Genomic DNA, 16426 nt, shown 5'->3' with positions numbered 1-16426 from the left:
TGCCGTTCGCAGCCGGTTGCTCCGGCGTTCCGCGCGCGGTGGCAAATCCTGGCAATGCCGAGCCTAGGCTAGTGGTCATTTAGGGGCGGCTCCAAGCATCTGGTCGATCAGGTCGAGCTGTCGACGTGTTCTGGTCATGGCGGCATCGGTCGGGTCGGCGGGCTCGGGACTGGCCGCGGGCGATGGTGCCGACGCCGGCACGACAGTCGCCGCATCGGCAGACGCGGCCGCAACTGCCGGCGTGTCCGGCGCGTTCGTGGCTGGTCCGCCGGATGCTGCGGTGACGGCGGGTTGCTCGGCGATGGCGCCTTCGACCGGTGGCAGCCCGCTCGCGTCGACGCCTTGCACCGTGGCGGTCTGGGGCAGCGGCGGTTGCTCGGCCGCAACCGGGGCAGGCTTTTGCTCAGGAAGGGCAGCGGGCGGCGCGACGACCTCGCCGGCAATGGCCTGAGCGGCGTCGAGCAAGTCGCGGTCGCCTTCCGAGAGCTTGCTGCGGTCGATCTTGCCAAGCTTGGCACGCACGTCCTCGATGGTGCCCGAGGTAACGGTGGAAAGGCTGGCGTAGAGCTGGGCGCGTGGATCGTCCTGGTTGGTGTTGCCGTCACGGCCCTGCTCGGCCCGAGCCGAAGCGAAGGCCGACAGTTCGTTCAGGCCGTCGATCGCGGCGCGGCGGGCGATGCGCAGGTAGATCACCTTCTCGCGCTCGGGATCCATCATCGAGGTGATATCGGCCAGCTTGTCCTGGCTGATCGACATATGCAGCGCGATGACGCCGGAGACGAAGGAGTCGGCGAACTGACTGGCATAGGGCGAATAGAGGTAGCGCTCGACATACTGGGTGGAGGCACGCGCGAAGCGCGCCGCATCGCCTTGCGCGACGGCAATGCCGACCGAACGGCGAAGTGCTGCTTCCTCGACCAGCGTGCCGGGGCTGAGCAATCGTGCCTCGTCGAGCAAACCGAGCGCCGCCGCCGGCTGGTCGCCGGCAAGCAGCGAGCCTTTGACCAGGGCAAGGAAAGCGCCGAGATCGGGGGGCAACGTCATCGGATCGATCGGCTTCAGCGCTTCGATCGCCTCGCCGGGCCGGCCGCTGAGATAGTCGATCACGCCCTTGGCTATGGCAAGGCTTTGCGGGTCCGTCGTGGCCCGCGACGTGGCGGCCTCGACAGTCACCGGGTTGCCGCCACTCATGCCATAGACAAGCAGGGCGCGAAAGTTCTTGGGATCCTTGAAATCCTCGGCATCCGCAATGCGCAGGCGCGCATCCGCCATCTCGAGCAGCTTGGCCTGCATCGGCAGGGCGGCATGATCGCCGGCGGCGATGCGGTCCTGGATGAGCTGCAGGGAGCGCACCAGCTGATACGGCTGCAGCGCGTCCTGGGCGAAGCCGGCCGACGGATGTCCGCCGGCCAGCAGCACAAGGCCAATCAACCGGCTGGTGACGGCCGCCCGTCTCATCCGCCGGTCGCCATCAGGATTTCGATGCGGCGGTTCACGGCCGCCAATGGATCGGCCGGGTCCTTCGGCTGGCGGTCGGCGAAGCCGGCGACCTCGGTGATGCGGCGTTCGTCGACGCCACCGCGCACGAGCATGTAGTAGGCGGAATGCGCGCGCGCCGTCGACAGCCGCCAATTGTCGTAGCTGTCGCTGCGGAATGGCCGTGCGTCGGTGTGGCCGTTGATGCTGATGGTGCCCTTCTGGCTGTTGACGATGCGGCCGATCTTCTCCATCGCCAGCACCAGTTCGCGGCGCGGCAGCGCCGAGCCGACCTCGAACATGCCGAAGTCGAGCTGGTCGGTGATCGAGATGACGACACCCTTGTCGGTGGCTTCCACCGAGACGCCGTCATGCAGCTTGTCGCCGGGCTTGAATGCATCGGCCAACTGCTGCTTGACGTCGGCCGCAGCCTTGACGGCGGCCGCGGTTGGCGCCTTTTCCCCGGTGTCGGGCTTGGCGGCCTCTTGCGCACCGGCCTCGGCCTCGGCCTTGGCTGCTTCCGCGGCTTTGGTGTCGCCCGGCTTGGTCTCGTCCGGTTTGATCTGGCTTGGCTTGGTGTCGCCGGCCTTTGCCGTTGCCTCGGCGGGGTTCGCGGCTGGCTTACCGGTCGCATCCTTTGCCAGCGGCTCGAGCGGTGCGGGGGTGACGGGTGGCACGGCCTTGACCTTGAGCACCTGCGTTTCGGCGGCCTTGTCGCCGGGCTTGACCGGATCGCCCTCGATTTTGGCACGCTGGGCACTGGCTTCGGCGCCCGGCGCCGCCACCTGCTGCGACCAGAAGTCCGGCTCGAAGGGATCGCGATAGGAGGCGCCGCCCGAGGCGCCCGTCGCCGGGCCGGCAGCCTGCGCGCCGCCGTCGCCCTTCTGGCTGACGTTCTGCATGACGCCGGTGTCGGTGGCGATTTCCGAAAGCACGGCGTAAGGGTCGGCGAACAGGTGCTCGTCGGAGTGTTCCGCCTGCGGCAATTCCTGCTTTTCCTGTTTGCGCTCCGCCGAGCCATCGCCGTCCTGGCCGGCCTTGTTGGTCGCCTTCTGTGGGTTGTCGGCCGTCGTCCCGATCGCGCGCGGACCGTCGCCGAGATCCTCCAGACCCTTGCGGCTCGAATTGCGGTCGACCAGCTTGACCGGGTTGAAATAGCTGGCGACGGCAGCCTTGGTCTGCTCGTTGGCGGCATTGATCAGCCACATGACCAGGAAGAAGCACATCATGGCCGTCATGAAGTCGGCGAAGGCGATCTTCCAGACGCCGCCATGGTGACCCTCGTCGTGGTCGTCGTGACCACGGCGAACGATAATGATCTCCTGATGAACCTGTCCGGCGTCGGCGACGCTCATGCCAGGACCTCGGAAAGTGTCGTCGACCATTCGGCCATGCGCGTCTCGAATACTGCCTCGTCGATGGCGACCGTCAGGTCGAAGCCTGGCGTCTCGATGAAGTCGAGATTGGCGGCGCGAGGCCCGAGCGATGCCTTCAGTGTTTCGAACAGTGAGAGCGGCCCGCGCACGGCGATGCGCACCGCCTCGGCATCGCCGACCGCTTCGCGTATTATGCTGGCGAGCGCCTCGATTGAGCGTTTCTGCAAATCGTCGCTGACGATGCCGCCGATCATGCGGGCGACGGTGGCCGCGACCAGCCCGGTCACGCGCTCCTCCATGGCATCGACGCGCAACAGGACCGCCTTGCCGACATCGTCGCCAAGGCTCTCGAGAAATACCCTTGCTTCCTCGGCATTGGCCTGGCGTTCGGCTTCGAGCGCTGCTTCATGGGCGATCGACAGGCGCGCCTCGAGCGCCGCTTCAGCCTGGGCAACCGCTTCCGCGATCAGTGTGCCGATATCGGCTTGCGGCGCCGGCGCCTCGGGCTTGTGTTCGGGATCGGACGTGGCGCGGGGCTGGCCGGCACGCTGCGCGCGCGTGCCGAAATCTGGCAAAAGGTCGAAAAGGGCTGCTGAGGCCATGGTTTACACCGCGACTTCCTGGGCGGCCCATTTGCGCAGGATCTGCGCGGTGCGCTCCTCGTTGAGGTCGACCATCCGGGCAAGCCGATCCTGCGGCGCCGGCCTGATCTTCTGGCGAAGATCGTCGAGCGGTGTGGGACTTGGGCGCGAACCGGGCAGGGCGCCGACGGCAGCGCTTTCGGCATTTGCGGTTGCTTCCGGCGTCGGCAGCGAGCGCTGGACTTCATCGTAGCTGGGGGCTGACAGGGCCGGCGTCGCCTTTGCCGTCAGTGCTGCCGCCATCGGCCGCAGGCCGAAGAAGGCGACCAGGAACACCACGACGATGAAGGCGCCGGCATTGATCAAGGTGCCGGCATGCTGGCCGATGGAATCGAGCATTCCGGCCTGCGGGATCGCCTCGCCATCGAGCCCGTCGATGAACTCGACCGCCGAGACATCGATGACGTCGCCGCGCTTGTCGTCGAAGCCGGTGGCCGAGGTCACCATCTTCTGGATTTCGGCGACGCGCTTGGCAATCTGCTCCGGCGTGGCGTCCTTGCCGAGGATGGTCATCAGGCGTTGCTGGTTGACGACGACGGCAATCGACATCTTGGTGACGGTGTAGCCGTTGGAGACGGTGGCGATCTTCTTGGAATTGATCTCGTAGTTGGTGATCTCTTCCTTGCGGTCGTTCTGCGAAGACGATTGCGGACCGTCGGTGGTGGTTGCCTGGGCTTCGGGCAGGTTCTGCTCGACGCTGGCCGGGGTGGAGGCCTGCTTCTGGTTGTTGTTTTCGTTGGCGCGCACCGACTGCACCGAGCGCTCGACGCGGGAATTCGGATCGAAAATGGTTTCTTCCGTCTGGCGGGTGTCGGTGTTGACCTCGGCCTTGACGCTGGCGCGGAAGTTGTCGGGGCCGAGATAGGCCGTCAGCGCACGGCGGATGTTGTCGCCGATCTGCGCCTCGACGGTCTGCTCGACGCCGAGCGTGCGGGCGGCGCTGGTGTTGGAAGGATCATCGCCCGCGGCCAGCAGATTGCCGTTGGAATCGAGCACCGTCACCTTGTCGGCCGACAGGCCCGGCACGGCGGCGGCGACGAGATGGCGGATCGACATGGCGCTCTTCTCGGCGTCGATGCCGGCATAGCGGATGACGACCGATGCCGAAGGCTGCTGTTCGTCGCGGCGGAAATTGGCGCGTTCGGACATGACGATGTGGACGCGCGCTGCCTTGATGCCGGCTATCGACTGGATGGTGCGGGCGATCTCGCCTTCCAGCGCACGCACGCGGGTGATCTGCTGCATGAAGGAGGTGAGGCCGAGCGAGCCGACATTGTCGAACAGTTCGTAGCCGGCATTGGCGCTGGTCGGCAGGCCCTTTTCGGCAAGCAGCATGCGGGCCTGCGCGGTGGTGCCTGCCGGCACCAGCACCGAGGTTCCGTCGGCGCCGACATCGAAGCCGATGCCGGCTTCGCCCAGCACTAGGCCGATCTGGTTCACGTCGGAGCGGTCGAGCCCGACATAGAGCGTGTCGTAGGCGGGGCGGTTGAGATAGACCGAGGCGATGCCGATGACGCCCATCACCAGAACGGCGATGCCGGCCAGCATGGCGAGGCGCTTCACGCCAAACCCGCGGAGATTCGAGATGATGCTCTGGATCTGTTCCGGCACGGTTCAACGACTCCCAGCATGACTGTCCGCCGGAACAGTAGTCCTCGAAGCTTGTGCGAAAATGAAATCGGGCCGCGCTTGCGGCGCGGCCCGTCAATCGGGATGCGGTAGGGATCGCGCCGGTGGCGCCCGCGATTAGCTCTTGAACAGCGCCAGGATGCTCTGCGAAGAGCTGTTGGCGATCGACAACGCCTGGATGCCGAGCTGCTGCTGAACCTGCAGCGCCTGGAGGCGGGTCGATTCCTTGTTCATGTCGGCATCGACGAGCTGGCCGACACCACGGTCGATGGAGTCCATCAGGCTCTGGGTGAAGGTCTTCTGCAGGTCGATGCTGCTCTTGGCCGAACCGAGGATGGTGGCGGAATCGGTCAACTGCGCCATGACCTTGTCCATCCTGGTGACCATCTGCGTGATGATGTCGTCGGTTACGCCGGCCGCGGTGATGTCGAGGTTGTAGGCCGAAATGTTGTCGACCTTGGCGACCGCTCCCGCCGCCGTCTGGCCAGCGGTGTTTGCGGCGATGTCCGTAGCTCCGCCGGCGATCGCGGCCTGGTAGGCATTATCATACAGAGTCTGGGCGGCTCCCGTGGAATAGATGGAAGTTTGGCGATCGAGGGTGCCGTAATTCTTGACCTCGGTGGCAAGGCCGTAGTCGAAAAGCTTGGTGCCCTCGACATCGATGTCGATCGTTCCGATCGAGACCGCGCCGGACGATGAGCGATTGAAGGAGGACACGATCTGGGAGTCGGGCTGGACACCGTCATTGGCGACGGCAGTTTGCTTCGAAGTCACCGCAAGGAAATTCGAGCCGGAGAAGGTTGCCGCATCGGCAAAGGACTTCATCTGCGCCTGAAGCGCCTTGATCTCGGTCTGGGTCTTTGCCTTGGCGGCATCCGTCTGGCCGACGGTCGAAAGCACCTTGGTCTTGATCTGGCCGATGGTTGTCAGCACATTGTTCATGCCGGTGTAGGCGGTATCGACTTTCGAGGCGCCGAGACCGAGCGCATCCTGCACCGTCGACAGGGCCGAGTTGTCCGACCGCATCGTGGTGGCAATCGACCAGTAGGCGGCGTTGTCCGAGGCCTGCGAGACCCGGTAGCCCGTCGATATGCGAGCCTGCGTCTGTTCGAGTGACTTGTTGGTGGCGCTGAGGCTCTGAAGTGCGGTTAACGCCGCGGCGTTTGTCATGATGCTCGCCAAGAAAGTCGCTCCTTCTCAAAAACCCGACATGGTCAGACATGCCGGACAGGCCTGTTCAACGGGTGGCGTCGTGCCGGTCGGACCGATTCGCCAACTGTCGTAAGCTATTGGTTAACCATAACTAGCGCGGCATGGTTAACAGCCTGTTAAAGCTGGCCTTTGAGAGTTAAGGAACGAGGGTTGCGCGAGCCTTGCAAACGCGCATCAAGCAAACGCAAAAACAGGCAAACGCAAATCGGGCCGCGCTTTTGGCGCGGCCCGATATTCTAGTGCGAACTAAGGTTCGGTGAAGGCGATTAACCGCGGAAGAGCGACAGGATCGACTGCGAGGAGCCGTTGGCGATCGACAGCGCCTGGATGCCGAGCTGCTGCTGGACCTGCAGGGCCTGCAGACGGGTCGATTCCTTGTTCATGTCAGCATCGACGAGCTGGCCGACACCGCGATCGATGGAGTCCATCAGGTCCGAGGTGAAGGTCTTCTGCAGGTCGATACTGCTCTTGGCGGCGCCGAGCGTGGTGGCGGCGTTGGTCATGTCCTTGAGCGCGGCGTCGACAACGTTCATCTGCTGCTGGATCTGAGTATCGCTGGCAGCCGTGCCGCCCGAGAAGATGGTCAGCGAAGCGACGGAATAGGTGTCGGTGGCCGCTGCAGCAGCGCCCAGGGTCGGGTTCGAGGCCGTGGCGACCGCAGCGCCGGTGAGGCCGAGGCGGGCCGTGTCGAGAATGCCCTTCGCGGTCGGTGCGGCACCGGAGTCATAGAGCTTGATGCTTTCCACGTTGACGTCGATCGTCGAGATCGAAGCCGCACCGGCGGAGTCACGGTTGAAGGCCGAAACGATCTTCACGTCGGCGGCCGTGCCCGAGGCGGTGGACACCGAAAGCATGTTGGTGCCGGAGAAGGTGGCGCCATCGGCGTAGGACTTCAACTGCGCCTGAAGAGCGGTGATTTCGGTCTGGGTCTTTTCCTTGGAGGCATCCGTCTGGCCGTAGGACGCGACCAGCTTCTGCTTGATCGAGTTGATGGTGGTGATCGCGGCGTTCATGCCGGTGTAGGCGGTGTCGACCTTCGAGGCGCCGAGGCCGAGCGCGTCCGAAACGGTGGACATTGCCTGGTTGTCGGAGCGCATCGTGGTGGCGATCGACCAGTAGGCGGCGTTGTCCGACGCCTGCGAGACCCGGTAGCCGGTCGAAATGCGGGCCTGGGTGTCCTGGAGGGATTTGTTGGTGGCGTTGAGGCTCTGCAGCGCGGTCAAAGCTGCGCTGTTCGTCATGATGCTGGACATGGGTACTCGTACCTTGTTCTTACACGTGTTTTTTTGACATACCGGCTCTTCCGGTATGACGGTGCGGCATCATGCCAATGATCTTCGAAATCGATCACCCGCCATCTGCGAGCGAATATGCGGACTAGTCCCTACCAAAGGACTAAACCGGACGGTTAATCGAAAATATATTGCTTGAAATTCTGCGCCATAGCGGCGCGGCAGCGACCCGTTGCCAGGGTCCGTTGCCGGGGATCAATTGAAGGAGCGCACCAGGCTGCCGACAAGCAGGTTCCAGCCGTCGATCAGGACGAAGAACAGGATCTTGAACGGCAATGACACCACCGTCGGCGGCAGCATCATCATGCCCATCGCCATGGTGATGGTCGCGACGATCAGGTCGATGACCAGGAATGGCAGCACGATCAGGAAGCCTATCTCGAAGCCGCGCCGGATCTCCGAAATCATGAAGGCGGGCACCAGGATGCGCAGGTCGACGGTGTCGCGCGAAACGGTCTGGCCGCGCTCGCGGGCGAGATCGGCGAAGAGGTCGAAGTCCTTGTCGCGCACATTGCGCAGCATGAAGGTGCGGAACGGATCCGAAATCTTGTCGAAGGCTTCGGTCTGGGTGATCTGGTTGTCCATCAGCGGCTTGACGCCGGTGTTCCAGGCCTGATCGAAGGTCGGCGCCATGACATAGAAGGTCATGAACAGCGACAGCGAAATGAGAATGAGGTTTGCCGGCGTCGATTGCAGGCCGATGCCGGCGCGCAGGATCGAGAAGGCGATGACGAAGCGGGTGAAGCTCGTCACCATGATCAGCAGGCCCGGCGCCACCGACAGCACGGTCAGCAGGCCGAACATCTGGATGATGTAGCCGACGGTGGTGCCGTCGGCCTTGCCGATGCCGCCGAGATCGAGTTGCTGCGCCGCCGCGACGGACGTGGCGGCGGCGACCATCGCCGTGGCGAGAAGGAACTTTCTCATTCGAGCAGCAATGTCCTGATAAGAATCTGCTTGGCGTGACCCTGGCTGCGGATCGAGGCGCGTTCCTCGAGATCGGCCTTCAGGTGCTGGTAGCCGCTGGCGCCCTCGATCTGATGCATCTTCAAGGTGCGCACCAGGGCCAGCAGATCCTGATGGATGTCATCCGACATTGCCTGTGGCTGCGGCCCGTCATAGACGACGGACACCTCCATTCGGATCCAGGTATCGGCAGGCGAGGCGATGTTGGTGGTGATCGGCGCCAGCATGACGAGCGTCGGCCCCACGCCTGGCTGCTCGGCCGTGGCGGGCTGCGCGCTCTTGCCTTCGTTCTCGGGCGCCACCGGCACCGACGCTGGTGCCCCGACGCCCTTGAGATAGCCGCCGGACATCCAGCCCATGCCGATGGCCGCCGCCGTCACAATCAGCAGCATGCCGGCCTGGATGGCAAGGGAGGGGCCCTTGCGCGGCGGAACCTGTTCGACATTTGCCACGGTGCCGTGTTCCCCAATCCTAGAACGGAAGAACCTGGTCGAGAACCTGCTGGCCGTAGGCAGGTTGCTGGACCTCGGTGATGCGGCCGCGTCCGCCGTAGGAGATGCGCGCTTCGGCGATGCGTTCGTAGGGGATGGTGTTCTCGGCGCCGATGTCGGCCGGCCGCACGATGCCGGCGATGGTCAGCACCCTGAGCTCGGCGTTGACGCGCACTTCCTGCGATCCCTTGATCATCAAATTGCCGTTCGGCAGAACATCGATGACGATGGCAGCGACATTGAGCTCCAGGGTCTCCGATCGCTTGATCTCGCCGTCGGCCGTCGTGTCCGTGGTGGAGGTGAGGGCGCCAGCGCCCTTGCCGGCGGTGCTCCAGTTGTCCCACTGTGCGCTGAGGTCGTAACCGAGCTTGCGGTTGGCGGTGCGGCTCCGGTCGTTCTGGTTCTTGAAGTTGGCCCTGTCGTTGATCTTGATCTTGACGGTCAGGATGTCACCCTGCGACAGCGCCCGCGGGTCGGTGAACAGCCGGCTCTGGCGGTCATCCCACAACGAGAATTTCCGGACCGGCGGCGGCGGCGTTTCGGGATAGCGATAGAGGGACGAGGTGTTGCCGCCATCGATGCCGGAGCCGACCGGGGACAGGGCCGGCTCCTTGCCGACCTCCTTCAGATTGGTTCCGCACCCGGACAGCCCGGCGACCGCGCACAGGAGGAGCATTTTGCGGATCATGACGGATCTACCCTTCGGGCTGCGCTGGCCATGATGCCGGTGAGCGTTGCCGCCGCCTTCTGGTCCATTTCGTTGAGGATGACGCTCGCCTTGCGTGAATCGAGCTTCATCAATATGGCCGCCGCCAGATCGGCGTTGACGATGGCCAGCCGTTCGGCGGCGGCATCGGGTTTCATGCCGGCATAGATCTGGACGACGCCGTCCTCGGCCCGGGCCAGGAAAACCTCGCGCCGCTTCAGCCAGGTCTCGTATTCGGCCCGCTTCTCCTCCAGTGCCTTCATGCGCTGGTCGATGCCGGCCTGGAGCTGCTTCATCTCTTGCGCCTGCAAGGCATAGCGGCGGTCGCGGGCCGCGTCGGCGATGTTGGAGCAGAAGCGCTCGATCTCGCTTTGGTCCGGCGCCTTTTCCCGCGTCAATTGCTGCGGGGCCTCGGCGACCGGTGCGCCCGGCAGGACCTGGCGAACCGTCTCCTCGCCGCGTGCGGCGCTGCCGGCAAAGGACATGGCGGCGACAACCGCGAGCAGGATTGCGGTGGGGCGGCGTCTTGCATGGTGTGAGAGGGAGCGCGTCATCGGCATCGCCTATTGCAGAACCAGGTCGGCCTGCAGGGCGCCGGCCGACTTGATGCCCTGCAGAATGGCAATGATGCCGTCCGGCTTGACGCCGAGACGGTTGAGGCCGGAAACGAGCGTTTCGAGATCGGGTCCATCAAGCACGGCGACGCGGGCATCGGGCCGGTTGGCTTCGATCGCGGTGAACGGCTCGACGGCGGTCTCGCCCTTGGAGAAAGGCTCGGGCTGAACGACGCGTGGCGCTTCGGTGATGCGCACGGTGAGCGTGCCGTGGCTGATGGCGACCCGTGAGATCTTGACGTCGTTGCCGATGACGATGGTGCCGGTGCGCTCGTCGATGACGACGCGGGCCGGCGTATCGGATTCGACCACCAGGTTTTCGATCTCGGCATAGAAGCGGGCCGCCGAAACACCCTTCGGCCTTCTGATCTGCACCGTGCGGGAATCGCGCTCGGCCGCCACCCGCATGCCGAAGCGCTGGCTGGTATAGTCGTTGATGGCGTCGGCGATGCGAATGGCGGTCGAGAAGTCGGGATTGCGCAATTGCAGCGTCAGCGTCGCCTGATCGTCGAACTCGGCCTGCACCGCACGCTCGACGATGGCGCCGTTCGGCACACGGCCGGAGGTCGGCACGCCTTGCGTCAGCTGCTCGGCCTGACCCTTGGCGGTAAAGCCGGAAACGATGACCGAGCCCTGGCCGACGGCATAGATCTCGCCGTCCGCCGCCTTCAAAGGCGTCATGATCAGAGTTCCGCCGGCGAGCGAGGTCGCGTCGCCCATCGAGGAGACGTCGATGTCGATGCGGGCGCCCGACTGCACGTAGGGCGGCATGTTGGCGGTGACGATGACGGCGGCGACATTCTTGGCGCGGGCGCTGCCGCCTTCGGTGGCGATGCCGAGATTTTCGAGCATGGCGCGGATCGACTGTTCGGTGAACGGCGAGTTGCGCAGACTGTCGCCCGATCCGGCAAGCCCGATGACCAGGCCGTAGCCAACCAGCTGGTTGTCGCGCGAACTCTGCAGCTGGGCGATGTCCTTGATGCGCGAGGCGACCTGGCCCGGCGGCAGCGAACTCGGTCCGGACGAGACCCGGAACATGCGGCTGGTGGTGGCCGGATTGTATTCGGGATCGTCGTAGACGCCGCCATTCTTGGCGGCGAGCTCGCGCTTGGCCTTGAGCGTCAGGCCGTCGGCCAGCGCCGGCTGCAAGCCGAGCACGGCTGCCAACATCAGGGCAAGTCCGCGCATCATGAAGCGCTGACCTGGATGGTCCCATCCGCCATCACCGTGCCGGACAGGATCTTGCCGCTGTCGATGTTGCGGACCTTGACGAGATCGCCGGCGGCACCCGGCTGCAACGTCACCGCGGTGGCCGAGATCGTCAGTCCGCCGGCGATGAAAAAGACCTGCACGGACGCGCCCTGTTCGACCAGCCAGGCCTCGCGGATGGCGGCGGAGGGGATGTAGCGGCCGGGCAGCAGCGTGCGCTTGGCGACCTTGCCGTCGAGGTCTTCGGCTCGCGTGGCGACCGCGTCCGGCTTGTGCTTGCCGGCAATGAGGGTGACCCGTTTCAGGGCGGCCAACTCGATGGTCTCGCCGGGATAGATGACCCGGTTGGGGATCAAGACAACCTCGCCGACGGGTTGATTGCTGGCGATCTGAGTGGCCGATTGGTCTGTCGACTGGTTTGCCGATTGGTCTGCCGATTCCTGGGCGAAAGCCGGCATGCCGCCGGCCACCAGCGCAAGGACGAGCGCGGTGCGGCGGAGTGCGGAGCAGGAGATCGGCATGGCCATCATCCCTACCTGATGTTCTTGGAGACGACGGAGGCCATGTCGTCGGCGGCCTGGATGACTTTGGAATTCATCTCATAGGCGCGCTGCGCCGAGATCAGCTCGGTGATTTCCTTGACCGGGTCGACGTTGGAGGCCTCGAGATAGCCCTGCTCGATGGTGGCAAAGCCGGGATCGCCGGGCACGCCGACATTCGCCGGACCGGAAGCCGTGGTTTCCTGGAACAGGTTGTCGCCGAGCGGCGCCAGGCCCGCCTCGTTGGCGAAATTGGCGATCTGGAGCTGGCCGAGGGTCTGCAGGTCGGTCTGGCCGTCGATACGGGCGAAGACCTGTCCGGTCTTGTTGACGATGACCTCGACGGCGTCGGTGGGAACGGTGATGGCCGGAATGACGGTGGCGCCGTCGACCGTCACCAGCTGGCCGGTGGCGTTGGTGTTGAAGGCGCCGGCGCGGCTGTACAGCGTGCCGCCGTCGGCACCCTCGATTTGGAACCAGCCCCTGCCGGTGAGCGCCATGTCGAAACTGTTGCCGGTGCTGGTCAGTTCGCCCTGGGTGTGGACGTTGCGCACGGCTGTCGTCTTGACGCCGAGGCCGATCGAGACGCCCTCCGGCACCAGCGAGGCGTTGGAGCGGTTGGGCACGCCCTGCGTGCGGTCGACCTGGTAGAGCAGGTCGGAAAATTCGGCGCGGGCGCGCTTGTAGCCGGTGGTGTTGATGTTGGCGATGTTGTTGGCGATGACTTCCAGATTTGTCTGCTGGGCATTCATGCCGGTGGCGGCGATGGCGAGTGCTTTCATGGCGGAATTCCTCAGATGCCCATTCGACTGACTTCGAGATAGGCGGAAACCACCTTGTCGCGGATGGCGACGGCGGTCTGAAGCGCCTGCTGCGCGCTCATCACAGCGTCGACCACCTGACGGGTGTCGGCGTCGCCCTTGAGCGCCTGCATCGACACCTGCTCGGCATTCTGCATGGTGTTGACGGTCTTGGAGGCAGCCTGGCTCAGCGCCTCGGCGAAGGAGGTGCCGATATTGCCGCCGGCCGAGGGTGTCGCGCCGCCCTGGAGCAGGCTCGTCAGCGCATCGTCTCCGCCGATCGAAGACTTGAACTGAAGGGCTCCGATACCGCTGATCATTACTGGTTCCTCATCAGGTCGATGGTCATGGAAATCAGGTCACGCGCCTGTTTGACGACCTGAAGATTGGCTTCGTAGGAGCGGTTGGCCTCGGTCATGTCGGCCATTTCGATCAGCACGTTGACGTTGGGCATCTTGACGTAGCCCTTGTCGTCGGCGGCCTCGTTGCCGGGCTGGAACTCGACCGGAAAGTCGCTCGGGTCGCGATCGATCGAGTTGACTGCGACCGTCGAGCTGCCGGAGGTGCGGTCGAGCTCGGAGACGAAGCTGATGGTCTTGCGGCGATAGGGATCGGAGCCGGGTGCGGTGCCGGTCGACTGGGCGTTGGCCAGGTTTTCCGAAACCACGCGCAGGCGCTCCGATTGGGCGCCGAGGCCGGATGCTGCGACTTTAAGGGCTGCTGTGAGCGCGTCCATGGTCAGGTTTTCACCGCCATCATCATCATCGAATGGAACGCCTTGACGATCGCCGTGTTGAGCTCGAAGGAGCGGCGCACTTCGCCGGCTTTCATCAGCTGGTCTTCCAGCACGACCGAGTTCTTGGACGGCATGACAACGCCGTCATCTTCCTGCGGCTTGACGGTGAAGCCGGCATTGGTCGCGGCGTTGCCGAGATGGCCGGCCTGCGTGGCCTGCAGCGATACCGCGGTGCGGTCGAGCACCTTTTCGAACGGCTCGACATCGTTTGCCGTGTAGCCCGGCGTGTTGGCGTTGGCGATGTTGCCGGCGATGGCGGACTGGCGCACGGCCAGCCATTGCGCTTGCTTGGCGGCGAGGTCGAAAAGGGAAACGGGCTCCATGGGAATCTCCGGGCGGGTTCCCGAAGACTAGGCCGCCAGTCTTGCGCGGACCTTGCGGATGGCCGGACGCCCGAGACGGGGCGTTTTACCTGGAGAGTTCGATCACCTGGTCGGTGCTGGTGACCATGACCCATTTGCCGTTGCGCTGCTCGATGGAGGACACCAGGCTGGAGTCGGGCAGTATCGAGCCACGCTGGACGATCCACAGTCCGGCGTCGTCCTCGATCATGGCGCGGCCATTGGCGACATGAACCATGCGGAATTTCGCGGCGTCCGCTGGAAAGGGTTGCTCATTGGGCGCCGGCGCGGGACTGGCATCATCCTGTACGGTTCCCGTGGCAAGCAGATCGAGATTGGCCGCCGGAACGTCTTTTGCCGTCAACGGCGCGCTGCGTTGGGCGACCACACCACCGCCCGCCCGTCCCGAGTTGGTGCCGGTGCCGCCGAACTTGATCGCCTGGACGCCGAACTGTTCCTGGTTGAAGAAGATGTACCAGGGAAACAGGGCGCAGATCAGCCCGAGCGTGAGGCCGAGCGCGGCAACGACGAAATCGCTCCGCCGGTCGGACTTCTTTTTCAGCCTGGGAAACTGTGCCTTTGGCGGCTGTGGCCATTCGGTGGCCGGGAATAGGCCGTCGATGAGCGAGTCGCGGCTGGCCTGCGTCATCTCGGCAACCGCCGCCTGGGGAACCCTGGGCAAAGCGGGCTCGGCAGCCCTGGACCGAACAGGCTCGGCTTTGGCAACCCGGGGCGGGATTGGCTTGGCAACCCTGGGCAGGTTTGGCTTGGCAGCTCTGGCTAGAACAGCCTCGGCTTTCGCAGCTATGGCGCGGGCAGCATTTGCCCTTGCGACTCTGGCTTCGGCAGCTCTGGCTTCCTCCGCAGCGTTGGCCTCGGCGATCATCTCGCGCAGGATACGCTCGGTGTACTGGCGTTCAGTCTCCTGCATCGGCATTCAGCTTACCCTTGAGGTGGCGGGCGAGATCCGAGAACGGTTCGGCGGACGGGCGGTCCTTGGGCGATTGCGTCAGCGCCTCGTAGATCAGCGGCACCTGACGCACGGCGATATCGAGTTCGGCGTCGACGCCGCCCTGATAGGCACCCAGCAGACGGATATCGCGCGTGTCCTCGAAGCGGGCGATCATCGACTTCAGCCTTGTCACCAGCGCGCGCTGTTCGGCGCTCCAGGCCTTGCCGGCCAGCCGCGAAATGGACGACAGCGGGTTGACCGGCGGATAGCGGCCCTGTTCGGCGATCGCGCGGTCGAGCACGACATGACCGTCGAGAATGCCGCGCACGGAATCGGCGACCGGGTCGTTGTGGTCGTCGCCGTCGACCAGCACGGAAATGACGGCGGTGATCGACCCTCGACCTTCAACCCCGGGGCCCTCCGCGCCGGGCCCGGCGCGCTCGAGCAGCTTGGGCAGTTCGGTGAACACCGAGGCGGGATAGCCGCGGGCGACCGGCGGCTCGCCGGTTCCCGTCGCCACCTCGCGCAAGGCATGGGCGAAGCGGGTGATCGAATCCAGCACCAAAAGCACGCGGTGGCCCTGGTCGCGAAAATGCTCGGCGACGCACATGGCGGTGTCCGGCGCACGCCGGCGCATCATGGCGCTCTCGTCGCTGGTGGCGACGACTGCGACGGTCTTGGCCATGCTGTCGCCGATCGTGTCCTCGAGGAATTCGCGCACTTCGCGGCCGCGTTCGCCGATCAGCGCCACGACGACGGTGTCGAATGCATCGGCGCCGGCGAGCATGGCGAGCAGCGTCGACTTGCCGACGCCGGAGCCGGCAAAGATGCCGAGACGCTGGCCGAGGCAAAGCGGCGTGAAGATGTCGATGACCTTGACGCCGGTCATGAAGGCGGTTCCGACGCGCTGCCGTGCCATGGCGCCGGGCGTCGTCTGGGCGCCGCTCGAGGTGTCGTCACCCCTGACCAGGGTCGGGCCGCCGTCGATCGCCCTGGTGAGCGCGTCGATGGTGCGGCCGCGCCACGAGGCATGCGGCGCCACCGCGAGCGGACCGCGGCGGAACACGGCATCACCGATGCCGGCATCGGCGCTGCGTTCGAAGGGTGCTACGACAATCTCGTCGCGGCCGATCTTGACGATCTCGCCGCGACGCGTGCCGGCATGGCCGCGCTGCTCGACGATGTCGCCCAGCCTGGCGAAGTCGGAAAGGCCGTGCACCTTGTAGTGCGTGGACGTGACCTCGGTGACGCGGCCGCCGCGCTTGAGCAGTGCCTCGGTGTCGGCGAAACGCCGCCATACCCGTTCCAGCGCGGCAAGCCGGTCTTCCGGCGCCGGCTGGAGCTGTCTTTCGGGTGCGCGCAGGGATGGCTGGTCGAGCGACATGG

Annotated in this window: 18 protein-coding genes; all 18 read right to left on the bottom strand. The window is 65.1% G+C overall.

The annotated features are described in order from the left end of the window. Positions 1–75: 75 nt before the first annotated feature. The 18 genes from ACFSOZ_RS25805 to fliI all read right to left on the bottom strand — a co-directional run bounded on the left by ACFSOZ_RS25805 (position 76) and on the right by fliI (position 16424). Positions 76–1458: a chemotaxis protein MotC gene (locus ACFSOZ_RS25805; RefSeq protein WP_379102530.1), complete on the bottom strand. Its 1383-nt coding sequence runs from the start codon at positions 1456–1458 to the stop codon at positions 76–78. Beyond that, the gene (locus ACFSOZ_RS25800) at positions 1455–2831 is read right to left on the bottom strand and encodes a MotB family protein (protein ID WP_379102529.1); all 1377 of its coding nucleotides are present in this window, start codon (positions 2829–2831) and stop codon (positions 1455–1457) included. Before ACFSOZ_RS25800 ends, ACFSOZ_RS25805 begins: the two co-directional genes overlap by 4 nt. Continuing rightward, positions 2828–3454, bottom strand: coding sequence for a hypothetical protein (locus tag ACFSOZ_RS25795; protein ID WP_379102527.1), 627 nt, complete (start codon positions 3452–3454; stop codon positions 2828–2830). The genes ACFSOZ_RS25800 and ACFSOZ_RS25795 overlap by 4 nt, the downstream gene beginning before the upstream one ends. Positions 3455–3457: 3 nt before the next feature. After that, complete coding sequence (gene fliF / locus ACFSOZ_RS25790) at positions 3458–5104, bottom strand: flagellar basal-body MS-ring/collar protein FliF (protein WP_379102525.1); 1647 nt, start codon at positions 5102–5104, stop codon at positions 3458–3460. 135 nt (positions 5105–5239) lie between these two features. Then, positions 5240–6304 (bottom strand): flagellin N-terminal helical domain-containing protein, encoded by a 1065-nt coding sequence (locus tag ACFSOZ_RS25785; RefSeq protein WP_379102523.1) that lies wholly within the window; start codon positions 6302–6304, stop codon positions 5240–5242. Positions 6305–6600: 296 nt separating this feature from the next. Further along, positions 6601–7587, bottom strand: a complete 987-nt coding sequence (locus tag ACFSOZ_RS25780) for a flagellin N-terminal helical domain-containing protein (protein ID WP_379102522.1) — start codon at positions 7585–7587, stop codon at positions 6601–6603. A gap of 234 nt (positions 7588–7821) precedes the next feature. Further along, a complete protein-coding gene (fliP, locus tag ACFSOZ_RS25775; RefSeq protein ID WP_379102520.1) occupies positions 7822–8553 on the bottom strand; it encodes a flagellar type III secretion system pore protein FliP in 732 nt (243 codons plus the stop codon). Beyond that, positions 8550–9044, bottom strand: coding sequence for a flagellar basal body-associated FliL family protein (locus ACFSOZ_RS25770; protein ID WP_379102518.1), 495 nt, complete (start codon positions 9042–9044; stop codon positions 8550–8552). Before ACFSOZ_RS25770 ends, fliP begins: the two co-directional genes overlap by 4 nt. Before the next feature lie 19 nt (positions 9045–9063). Further along, entirely contained in the window at positions 9064–9771 is a 708-nt protein-coding gene (flgH, locus tag ACFSOZ_RS25765; RefSeq protein ID WP_379102516.1) for a flagellar basal body L-ring protein FlgH, read from the bottom strand. Then, on the bottom strand, positions 9768–10349 hold the full coding sequence (locus ACFSOZ_RS25760) for a MotE family protein (RefSeq protein ID WP_379102514.1): 582 nt from the start codon (positions 10347–10349) through the stop codon (positions 9768–9770). The genes flgH and ACFSOZ_RS25760 overlap by 4 nt, the downstream gene beginning before the upstream one ends. A 3-nt stretch (positions 10350–10352) precedes the next feature. Continuing rightward, positions 10353–11594, bottom strand: coding sequence for a flagellar basal body P-ring protein FlgI (locus ACFSOZ_RS25755; protein ID WP_379102512.1), 1242 nt, complete (start codon positions 11592–11594; stop codon positions 10353–10355). Continuing rightward, positions 11591–12139, bottom strand: a complete 549-nt coding sequence (gene flgA, locus ACFSOZ_RS25750) for a flagellar basal body P-ring formation chaperone FlgA (RefSeq protein WP_379102510.1) — start codon at positions 12137–12139, stop codon at positions 11591–11593. Before flgA ends, ACFSOZ_RS25755 begins: the two co-directional genes overlap by 4 nt. Before the next feature lie 5 nt (positions 12140–12144). Next, positions 12145–12933, bottom strand: a complete 789-nt coding sequence (gene flgG / locus ACFSOZ_RS25745) for a flagellar basal-body rod protein FlgG (RefSeq protein ID WP_379102508.1) — start codon at positions 12931–12933, stop codon at positions 12145–12147. Between the two features lie 11 nt (positions 12934–12944). After that, complete coding sequence (gene fliE / locus ACFSOZ_RS25740; RefSeq protein WP_379102506.1) at positions 12945–13271, bottom strand: flagellar hook-basal body complex protein FliE; 327 nt, start codon at positions 13269–13271, stop codon at positions 12945–12947. Continuing rightward, positions 13271–13687 (bottom strand): flagellar basal body rod protein FlgC, encoded by a 417-nt coding sequence (flgC, locus tag ACFSOZ_RS25735; RefSeq protein WP_111547815.1) that lies wholly within the window; start codon positions 13685–13687, stop codon positions 13271–13273. The genes fliE and flgC overlap by 1 nt, the downstream gene beginning before the upstream one ends. Before the next feature lie 2 nt (positions 13688–13689). Then, on the bottom strand, positions 13690–14070 hold the full coding sequence (gene flgB, locus ACFSOZ_RS25730; RefSeq protein WP_379102504.1) for a flagellar basal body rod protein FlgB: 381 nt from the start codon (positions 14068–14070) through the stop codon (positions 13690–13692). 85 nt (positions 14071–14155) lie between these two features. Next, positions 14156–15025 carry a hypothetical protein gene (locus ACFSOZ_RS25725; protein WP_379102502.1) on the bottom strand — a complete coding sequence of 290 codons (870 nt, stop codon included), beginning with the start codon at positions 15023–15025 and terminating at the stop codon, positions 14156–14158. After that, positions 15006–16424: a flagellar protein export ATPase FliI gene (fliI, locus tag ACFSOZ_RS25720; RefSeq protein ID WP_379102500.1), complete on the bottom strand. Its 1419-nt coding sequence runs from the start codon at positions 16422–16424 to the stop codon at positions 15006–15008. The genes ACFSOZ_RS25725 and fliI overlap by 20 nt, the downstream gene beginning before the upstream one ends. Between the last annotated feature and the right edge of the window lie 2 nt (positions 16425–16426).

Source organism: Mesorhizobium newzealandense, from assembly GCF_042682145.1.
Classification (GTDB): Bacteria; Pseudomonadota; Alphaproteobacteria; order Rhizobiales; family Rhizobiaceae; genus Mesorhizobium; species Mesorhizobium newzealandense.
Note: the sequence above shows the minus strand (reverse complement) of the source record. Positions and strands in the feature narration are given on the sequence as shown.